This is a genomic window from Streptomyces pseudogriseolus (assembly GCA_002154585.1).
GTDB lineage: Bacteria > Actinomycetota > Actinomycetes > Streptomycetales > Streptomycetaceae > Streptomyces > Streptomyces pseudogriseolus.
The window spans coordinates 1-3,562 of sequence record MUNG01000592.1 but is presented as its reverse complement, the minus strand read 5'-3'; the positions used below and the strand labels follow the sequence as shown (position 1 = coordinate 3,562).

Here is a 3,562-nt window from a genome sequence, read left to right as displayed (position 1 = left end):
CCGGAGCGATGGGGGCGCTGCACGCGGGCGCGGTGAGGCGGGGAAGGTGTCGGGCGGGGCGCGCCGGAGCGATGGGGGCGCTGCACGCGGGCGCGCACGCCACGCCGGCGTCCACATCGTGGCGAGCGGTTGAAGCCGGTCGCGGCCCCGTGGTGTACTCCCGCTCATGACCGACACCCGCGTGCACCTGTGGCGGAGGGTCCACATGGACCTGCTCCGCTACGCGGGCTGCGTGTGTCGCCCGTCCTGTTGATTCGCGTCGTTCCCCCTTCTTCCCGCGCGCCCTGACCGTCGTCCCGGACGGCGTCGTCCCGCGCGCGTTCCGCGACTTCACCTCCAGGACGGTGCACATGTCTGTCTCCCCCGCTGCCCCTGCCTCCGTGTCCGCGCCCACGGCCGCGCCCGCGTCCGCGCCGACCCAGGCCGAACTCCTTGAGTTCGTACGGCGTGCCGCCGCCGACGCCGATCTGATCGCCTCGCTGCCCCTCGACCCCGAGGGGCGGACCTGGGTGCGGCTCGACGGGCCGGGCGGCAGCGAGGCCTGGCTGATCGGCTGGCCGCCCGGCACCGGCACGGGCTGGCACGACCACGCGGACTCCGTCGGCGTATTCATGACCGCCTCGGGCGAGCTGAAGGAGAACGCGCTCGCCGTGCGGCTGCCCACCGACGGCTGGACGACCCTCGAACTCACCGAGGGCGTCGACCGGGAGCGCCGGCTGACGGCAGGACAGGGCCGCGCCTTCGGCCGCCACCACGTCCACGAGGTGCTGAACGAGTCCACGGACCGGCATGCGGTCTCCGTGCACGCCTACTACCCGCCGCTGCCGCGGATCCGCCGCTACAGCCGCGCCGGCCGGATCATGCGCCTGGAGCAGGTCGAACGCCCGGAGGACTGGCAGTGAGCGGGGCCGAGAGCGTGCAGCACACGGCCCAGGACGGCGGGCAGCCACCCGGCATCGACGAGCTGCTGGAGCGCGTACGCGCCGGGTACGCGCGCATCGAGGCCCGCGAGGCGTACGACGCCTGGCGGTCCGGCGAGGCGCTGCTCGTGGACATCCGCTACGCCGCCCTGCGGGAGCGGGACGGGCTGATCCCGGGCGCGCTGGTCGTCGAGCGCAACGAACTGGAGTGGCGGCTGGACCCGCGGGGCAGCCACCGTCTTCCCGAGGCCACGGGCCACGGCCTGCGCATCGTCGTGGTCTGCAACGAGGGGTACGCCTCCAGCCTTGCGGCGGAGTCCCTCCACCGGCTGGGCCTGCACCGGGCCACCGATCTGATCGGCGGCTTCCAGGCCTGGCGGGCGGCGGGTCTGCCGGTCACGACGGGGACCGCGTAGCGCAAAGCGCGGGCGTCCGGACGTCCAGGTGCTCGGGCGTCCGGGTGCTCGCTCAGTACCCCTCGTCGCCGAAAAACTCGGTGTCCTCGCCCTCCTCCTCCAGCGCCTGGCGGACCACGCGCAGGGCGAGGCCCTCCGGGTAGCCCTTGCGGGCGAGCATGCCGGCGAGGCGGCGTATCCGCTTGTCGCGGTCGAGCCCGCGGGTGGCGCGCAGCTTACGGGCGACCAGTTCGCGGGCGGTCTCCTCCTCCTGCTCGGAGTCGAGCCGGGAGACGGCCTCGTCGATCAGCGCGGAGTCGACGCCCTTGGTGCGCAGCTCCCGGGCGAGGGCGCGCCGGGCCAGCCCGCGGCCGTGGTGCCGGGACTCCACCCAGGCGTCCGCGAAGGCGCTGTCGTTGATCAGTCCGACCTCCTCGAACCGGGACAGCACCTCCTCGGCGGCCTCGTCGGGGATCTCCCGCTTGCGGAGGGCGTCGGCGAGCTGCTTCCGGGTGCGCGGGGTCCCGGTGAGCAGCCGCAGGCAGATCGCCCGCGCCCGCTCCACCGGGTCCCCCGGAGGTTCCTCCCGCTCCGCCCTCACCGAGTCGGAGGCGCCTCCGTCCGCCGCGGCCGCCTCGCCGAAGGAACGGCGCCGGCGTCCGCGTCCACCGTGCGGCCCGCCGTCACGCGAGCCACCCGTCCGTGCCGTACGACCGCCGCGTCGCCGGCCGCCACCGCCCGCTTCGGGGAGGCCGGGGTCCGCGTCGTCGTACGCCGTGTCAGCGCCGGGGGCCGGGTCCTCGCCGCCCACGGCGTCCCTCCCCCGTGGGACACCGGGAGCCTCGTACTCGTACTCGGCCCAGTCGGTTCGCCGGGTCACGGGTCAGCTCTTGGCCGCCGCGGCCTTGGACTTGGCGCCCTTGGCCGCCGGTGCCGGCACCGCCGCGGGCTCGACGGGAGCGGCGGCGTCCGCGCCCGCCTCGGCGGAGGGCTCCTCGGGCCGGACGCCCACGCCCAGCTTCTCCTTGATCTTCCGCTCGATCTCGTTGGCGAGATCGGGGTTGTCCTTCAGGAAGTTGCGGGCGTTCTCCTTGCCCTGGCCGAGCTGGTCGCCCTCGTACGTGTACCAGGCGCCGGCCTTGCGGACGAAGCCGTGCTCCACGCCCATGTCGATCAGGCCGCCCTCGCGGCTGATGCCCTGGCCGTAGAGGATGTCGAACTCGGCCTGCTTGAAAGGCGGCGCGACCTTGTTCTTGACGACCTTGCAGCGGGTGCGGTTGCCGACCGCCTCGGTGCCGTCCTTGAGGGTCTCGATGCGGCGGATGTCGATGCGCACGGAGGCGTAGAACTTCAGCGCGCGGCCACCGGTCGTGGTCTCGGGCGAGCCGAACATGACGCCGATCTTCTCGCGGAGCTGGTTGATGAAGATCGCGGTGGTCTTGGACTGGTTGAGCGCGCTGGTGATCTTCCGCAGGGCCTGGCTCATCAGACGGGCCTGGAGACCCACGTGGCTGTCGCCCATCTCGCCCTCGATCTCCGCGCGGGGGACGAGCGCCGCGACGGAGTCGATGACGATGAGGTCGAGGGCGCCGGAGCGGACCAGCATGTCCACGATCTCCAGGGCCTGCTCGCCGTTGTCCGGCTGGGACAGGATGAGGTTGTCGATGTCGACGCCGAGCTTCTTCGCGTACTCGGGGTCGAGGGCGTGCTCCGCGTCCACGAACGCGACCTGGCCGCCGGCCTTCTGCGCGTTCGCCACCGCGTGCAGGGTCAGGGTCGTCTTGCCGGAGGACTCCGGTCCGTAGATCTCCACCACGCGGCCGCGCGGCAGGCCGCCGACGCCGAGGGCGACGTCGAGCGCGGTCGACCCGGTCGGGATGACCTCGATGGGCTCCTTCGACCGCTCGCCCATGCGCATGACCGCGCCCTTGCCGAATTGCCGTTCAATCTGTGCGAGCGCGGCGTCGAGCGCCTTCTCGCGGTCGGTTCCTGCCATGGGTTCCACCCGGTTTGCTTGAGTCGATCGCTTCACGTCAAAGACGCTAACGCCTGCCACTGACAACGCGCCCCGACGCACGTCCGGCCTGTGGATAACCCGGGCGCCCACCCACCCGAACTGGGGCGTAACGCCCGGTGTTGAGCCTCACCGGCTCTCCAATAAGAATGGATGTTCGATTTTCGTGTCAAGCCGCACCGCTGGGGACCCCCGCCCCTCGACGTCAGTGACCCCGGCCCCTCACGCCCCGG

At 72.8% G+C, this 3,562-nt stretch carries 5 protein-coding genes; 3 read left to right on the top strand and 2 right to left on the bottom strand.

Annotated elements, in window-relative coordinates; all coding sequences use genetic code 11:
• The first annotated feature begins 166 nt into the window (after window positions 1-166).
• From CCN29_RS36575 to CCN29_RS33215, 3 genes are all read left to right on the top strand, one after another.
• Window positions 167-253, top strand: coding sequence for a putative leader peptide (locus CCN29_RS36575; RefSeq protein WP_323807142.1), 87 nt, complete (start codon window positions 167-169; stop codon window positions 251-253).
• 97 nt (window positions 254-350) lie between these two features.
• The gene (locus CCN29_RS33220) at window positions 351-902 is read left to right on the top strand and encodes a cupin domain-containing protein (RefSeq protein WP_086686207.1); all 552 of its coding nucleotides are present in this window, start codon (window positions 351-353) and stop codon (window positions 900-902) included.
• On the top strand, window positions 899-1,336 hold the full coding sequence (locus CCN29_RS33215; RefSeq protein ID WP_189404641.1) for a rhodanese-like domain-containing protein: 438 nt from the start codon (window positions 899-901) through the stop codon (window positions 1,334-1,336). Before CCN29_RS33220 ends, CCN29_RS33215 begins: the two co-directional genes overlap by 4 nt.
• 52 nt (window positions 1,337-1,388) lie before the next feature.
• Here CCN29_RS33215 and recX read toward each other — a convergent pair whose 3' ends face one another.
• Both recX and recA read right to left on the bottom strand, forming a co-directional pair.
• Entirely contained in the window at window positions 1,389-2,195 is an 807-nt protein-coding gene (gene recX / locus CCN29_RS33210; protein WP_031022841.1) for a recombination regulator RecX, read from the bottom strand.
• Between the two features lie 3 nt (window positions 2,196-2,198).
• The gene (gene recA / locus CCN29_RS33205; RefSeq protein ID WP_031022838.1) at window positions 2,199-3,311 is read right to left on the bottom strand and encodes a recombinase RecA; all 1,113 of its coding nucleotides are present in this window, start codon (window positions 3,309-3,311) and stop codon (window positions 2,199-2,201) included.
• Window positions 3,312-3,562 lie beyond the last annotated feature (251 nt).

Coding starts and splice junctions, on each gene's coding strand:
- CCN29_RS36575 (WP_323807142.1), top strand. CDS start 167: ATGACCGACACCCGCGTGCACCTGTGGCGGAGGGTCCACATGGACCTG.
- CCN29_RS33220 (WP_086686207.1), top strand. CDS start 351: ATGTCTGTCTCCCCCGCTGCCCCTGCCTCCGTGTCCGCGCCCACGGCC.
- recA (WP_031022838.1), bottom strand. CDS start 3,311: ATGGCAGGAACCGACCGCGAGAAGGCGCTCGACGCCGCGCTCGCACAG.